The organism is Actinomadura roseirufa (assembly GCF_900659635.1).
GTDB lineage: Bacteria > Actinomycetota > Actinomycetes > Streptosporangiales > Streptosporangiaceae > Spirillospora > Spirillospora roseirufa.
Map to the genome: position 1 here is coordinate 1 of NZ_CAACVB010000416.1, position 4,899 is coordinate 4,899.

The following is a 4,899-nucleotide window of genomic DNA, read 5'->3' on the forward strand; positions in this document are numbered from 1 at the left end:
GGTGCCGGGCGGCGGCGTGCGGATCGCGGCCGGAGGCCAGGCACGCCGCGGCCTCCGCCACCGCGTGCAGCACGTCACCGCCCGCCCGGCGGTCCGGGACGCGCGGGCGCCGCGGCATGACCGCCCTCAGCACGACGTCCACCGCGGCGAGACCGCACAGGCAGACGAGCAGCGCGGCTTGCACTGTGGCTTGCATGCCGACATGACATCCATGCGTCCCATGGCCTTCAAGGGGTCAGTGCGCCATCTGGCACGTTGGGCACAACTTGCGACATCCCACGACAACCGTTATTTCTCAAACGGCGTGTACTCGTTCCAGAACCCGCAGTGGTGCTGCCGGGAGATCTCCCTCGTCAGTTCGCTGTCCCCCGCGGGGACGAGCGACATCACGTCCGGCGCGGTACGGGTGAACCGGGGCCAGAACGGGGTGCCCTCCACGGTCGGGTCGCCGGTGCGGGCGAAGCCGGTCCACTCCGAGGTCAACTGCTCGCCGAACGCCTTCTGGTTGGCCGTGAGTTCCGCGCCGCCGGGGAACGGGGAAAGGAACGGGCTCTCACTGATGTGGTAGGAGCCGTTCGGCTTCGTCTTGTCCAGGAAGAAAAGCGGCGGGGCGTCGGCGTTGTCGGTCTGGTAGGCGAACACCTTGATCTTGTGCGCCAGCCGTTCGTCGTTGAGGAGCGCCGGGCACACCGAGTTCGAGTCGGCCACGATGGTCCGGTAGGCGATGAACGCCGACGGCGCCGGGAAGCGCTCCAGCGGGTAGAGCTTGAACACCTGGTCGGCGATCTTCGGGTACTGCTGCCGGACGAACGCCTCGTACTCGGCCGTCGTGTTGGCGGATCTGAGCTGGGTCTCGTCCCGGTCGACGCCGTGCATCAGGGACACGTTGTTGACCTTCCCGGTGGCGAACGCCTCGCCGGGCGACATGGTCAGGATCTTGCCGTCGACGACCGGGCCGAGCGTCCCCTTGTCCGCCCCCATGCCGTCCCCGGCCTGGTCGAGGAGCTTCTTCACCGGGACGGCCTGCAGGCACGCGCCCACGTCGCCGCCCGTACAGCCGACGGCCGCCGCGAACCGCGCGCCGGCCGCCTGCGCCTCGGCCTCGGTCGGCAGTTTCGCCTTGCAGTCCTGCGCCTGCCACGTCGTGTCGGTGCCGAGCAGGGAGTTGTACTCGCCGCTCTGCGCGATGCCCTTATGGAAAAGACCCCGCGCCGTCGGCGACGCGGTCTGCGCGCACACGCTCGATCCGCCCGCGGACGCACCGAAAATGGTCACGTTCTTCGGGTCGCCGCCGAATTTGGCGATATTGCTCTGTACCCAGCGAAGCGACGCCTGCTGATCCTGGAGCGCATAGTTCCCGGCGTTCTTCCCGAACGCCGCGTGCGTCATGAAACCAAAGATTCCGAGGCGGTACTGGACCCCCACATGAATGACGCCGCCGCTCTTGACCAGATGCGTGCCGTCCGAGGGGCCGCCGAGCCGGAAACCGCCGCCGTGGAACTCCACCATCACCGGCAGCGGCTTGTCGGTCTTCTCCGGGGTGACGATGTTCAGCCGCAGGCAGTCCTCGTTCTCCGAGGGCGGGCCGAGGAAGGCCGGCTGCGGGCAGGAGGCGCCGCGCTGCGTCGCCTCCAGCGTCGTCGTCCACCCGGGGTGGGGCTCGGTCGGCTGCCAGCGCAGCTTCCCGACGGGCGGCGCCGCGTACGGCACACCGAGCCAGGACCGGACGCCGTCGGCCACCGTCCCGCAGACCGGGCCCCGATCGGTCTGCACGAGCGTGCCGTCCGTGCACGCGGGCGCGGCCGCGGGCTTGCGCACCGCCCCGTCCGCCGGGCCCTGGAGCCCGAACGCCACCATCGCCGCGCCGAGCGACGCGACCGCCGCCACCGCGAACCGTCGTTTTCTCGCCGTCATGCTGAACGCCCTCCACGAGCCGGGGACAGGAGGCTCGACGGTAAAGCCGGCGTCCGTCCCGTCCCATCCCCATCGGGGGCATATGCGGAGAGCGGCGCCGCCCCGTCGACGACCGGCCCCGCCCGGCCGCCGAGCGGCGGTGCGCGCGCGGGGGCGAATCCCACGATGTGGTCGGGCGCGGCGGGGTCAGCCCCGGCAGGAGTAGGAGAACGTCGTCGTCTTCTGCGTCCCGGCCCCGTTCAGCACCAGCAGCGTCGCCGAGAACTTCCGTTTTCCGGGGCCGCTGACGTGCCAGAGGAGGTGTACGTCCGTCTCTTTTGTTCCCTTTTGGACGGTTTGCCGAAGCCGCTGTCCGGGCGATCGCTGGTCGCTGCGCTTCCACTGGTAGTCGATCTCGCCGGGCGACCCGTCCGTGGTCACGGTCCCGGTCAGGTCGATGTCGGCGTCGCACCCGTACCGGGACTTGGCCGTGTGCACCGACACGCCGGTCACCTTCAGGGAGCCCTGGCCCCGCAGGTACAGCGCGACCAGGACACCGCACACCGCCACCACGGCCAGCAGGGCCACCGCCCGCGCCAGCCGGCGCCCCCGCTTCGGCCCGGGGGCCGTGTAGACGGGCTGCCACTCCGACACCGACGTCTCGTCCGAGCGGGTCTCCTTCGGGCCGGCGGCGGGCGGCGGCGCGGGCATGGGCGTGGGGGTCGGGGTGGGCTGGGTGAACGAGCCGGTCGTGAGGTCCATGCGGGTGCGGCCGTCGACGCCCCGGTCAGCGGGCGCCGGCGCCGCGTCCGGAACCGGCGGGGCGGCCGCGGCGAGCATCTCCGCCGGCGCCACGCCGAGCATCTCCAGCAGCGCGGACGGGCCGGGACGCTTCTTCGGGTCCTTCGTCAGCGCGGCCGCGACCGCGCGGCGCAGCCGCCCCGTCAGCCCGTCCAGGTTCGGCTCACCGCGCAGGATCGCGGCGGCCGTCTCGGGGACCGACTCCCCGGGGAACGGACGGCGCCCGGTGGCGGCGAACACCATGACGCCGCCCCAGGCGAACACGTCCGAGGCGGGCCCCGGACGGCCGCGCACCTGCTCGGGCGCCATGTACGCGGGCGTGCCGACGACCTGGTCGTCCGCCGTGATCCGGGTCGCGTCGAACGGCTTGGCCACGCCGAAGTCGATGACGCGCGGCCCCATCCGCGACAGCAGCACGTTCGCGGGCTTGAGGTCGCGGTGCGCGATGCCCGCGCCGTGGATGCCCACCAGGGCCGCCGCCATCGACACCGCGAGCTGGTCCAGCTCGCCGCCGCTCAGCGGGCCGGACCGCGCGACCGTCTCGCGCAGCGTCGGCGCGTCGACGTACTCGGTGACGAGGTAGGGCGCCTCCGCGTCGGGGTCGTGGTCGAGGACCTCGGCGGTGCAGAACCGCGGCACCCGGCGCGCGCTCGCCGCCTCGCGGCGGAACCGGGCCCGGAACTGCGGGTCGCGGGCCAGCTCCGGCCGCACCACCTTGATCGCGACCAGCCGCCCGGTCCGGTCCGCGCCGAGGAAGACGCTGCCCATGCCGCCCTCCCCGAGGAAGCCGAGCACCTCGTACGCGCCGATCCACCGCGGGTCGCCGGGCCGCGACGCCCGCGCGCGGGCCGGAAGCTCCTCAGCGTTCACCGTGCACCCTCCTCACCGCCCGGACCGCCGCCGGCCCGTGCCCGCCTCGCTCCGCCGTCACCGTCAGCCGGGCTCACCGTCGTTGGCGGGCACCCCCGCCCGCGGCGTCACGGGCACCGGCGACGGCCGCACCGGGAGCGCCGGGACGGCCCGCCTCGGCACGACGACGACCGGCCGCGGCGGAACCGGCGTGGCGGAGCGCGGCGGCCCGCCGATGACGGGTCCCTGGACCGCCGGGCCGGGCCGCTGGACCGAGGGGCCCGACCGCTGTGCCACCATTCCGCCCGGCCCGAGCCGCGAGTTGCCCTCAGGCGGCGGACCGCCCTGGGGCGGCGGCCCCGACGTGCCCGGCCCGGGGGTCGAGGGGTCGGGGGTCCCGGAACTCGGCGTCCCGGACCCCGGCTCCTCCGAACTGGGCGTGTCCGTCGGCGCGTCCGTGCTGGGCGTCTCCGTGCTGGGCGTCTCCGTGCTCGGGGTGTCCGTGCTGGGCGTGTCCGTGCTGGGGTCGGAAGTCTCCGGTGAGGGGGTATCGGTAGAGGGTTCGTCCGTGCCAGGGCCCTCGCAGTCGTCGCCCCTGCAGGGGCAGCCCTCGTCGGATTCGGAGCAGCCTTCGCCGCCGCAGCCGTCACCCTGGCAGGGGCAGTCCTCGCCGGTACACGGGCAGTCCTCGCCGGTGCAAGGACAGCCCTCGCCCGTGCAGGGGTCTTTGTCTCCGGGCGGGAAGGTGATGACCGGGTCCTTGATGACCGGGTCGCCGTTCTCGGTCTGCGGGTCTTCGGACGACCTCGGCCGCTTCGTCCCGCCGGTCCCGGGGTTCGCGCCGGGACCGGTGCGCCGCGGCACGTCCGCGCGCGGCCTCGCGACCGGGCCGGGTCCGGAGGAGGGCGGCGTGGACGGTCCGCTCCGCGCCCCCGCCTCCGGGACGGGCCCGGACGGGTCGTTCCCGACGGGCTTCTTGGCCGGCTTCTTGGCCGTGCCCGAGGTCCCGCTCCCGGACGCGGTGGGCGCCGGGGCCGCCGTGGGCTTGTCGGCGATGGGACCGATCGTGTTGGTGTGCTGCTCGTCGCCGCTGAAGACGAACGCGGCGCCGCCGGCGCCGATGAGCAGCAGCGCCGCGGCGGCGGCGAGCGACATCAGCCGCCGGTCCCGGCGGGGGCGCGCGATCCTGCGCCAGCGTCCGCCGCCCAGCGAGGTGGCCGCCAGCGTCGTGGCCCCGTTGGCGGTGGCCGCCTCCTCCGGGAACAGCGCCGCCAGCGCGAGCGCCAGGGCGGCGAGCGCGGCCCGGCCGCGCCGTTCCCAGAGATCGGAAGAGCGTCGTGTAGGGAAAGAGTGTAG

3 protein-coding genes and 1 pseudogene are annotated in these 4,899 nt (G+C 74.0%); all 4 read right to left on the reverse strand.

The window, feature by feature from the left end:
* The coding region (locus E1291_RS39135) for a hypothetical protein (RefSeq protein ID WP_131743072.1) at positions 1-196 on the reverse strand (196 nt) is incomplete at its 3' end.
* Positions 197-288: 92 nt separating this feature from the next.
* Complete coding sequence (locus E1291_RS39140; protein WP_242614657.1) at positions 289-1,914, reverse strand: carboxylesterase/lipase family protein; 1,626 nt, start codon at positions 1,912-1,914, stop codon at positions 289-291.
* A gap of 186 nt (positions 1,915-2,100) precedes the next feature.
* Positions 2,101-3,564 (reverse strand): serine/threonine-protein kinase, encoded by a 1,464-nt coding sequence (locus E1291_RS43570; RefSeq protein WP_207401187.1) that lies wholly within the window; start codon positions 3,562-3,564, stop codon positions 2,101-2,103.
* 63 nt (positions 3,565-3,627) lie between these two features.
* Positions 3,628-4,899, reverse strand: a pseudogene (locus E1291_RS45550) (hypothetical protein); the annotation flags it as partial.

Coding starts and splice junctions, on each gene's coding strand:
- E1291_RS39140 (WP_242614657.1), bottom strand. CDS start 1,914: ATGACGGCGAGAAAACGACGGTTCGCGGTGGCGGCGGTCGCGTCGCTC.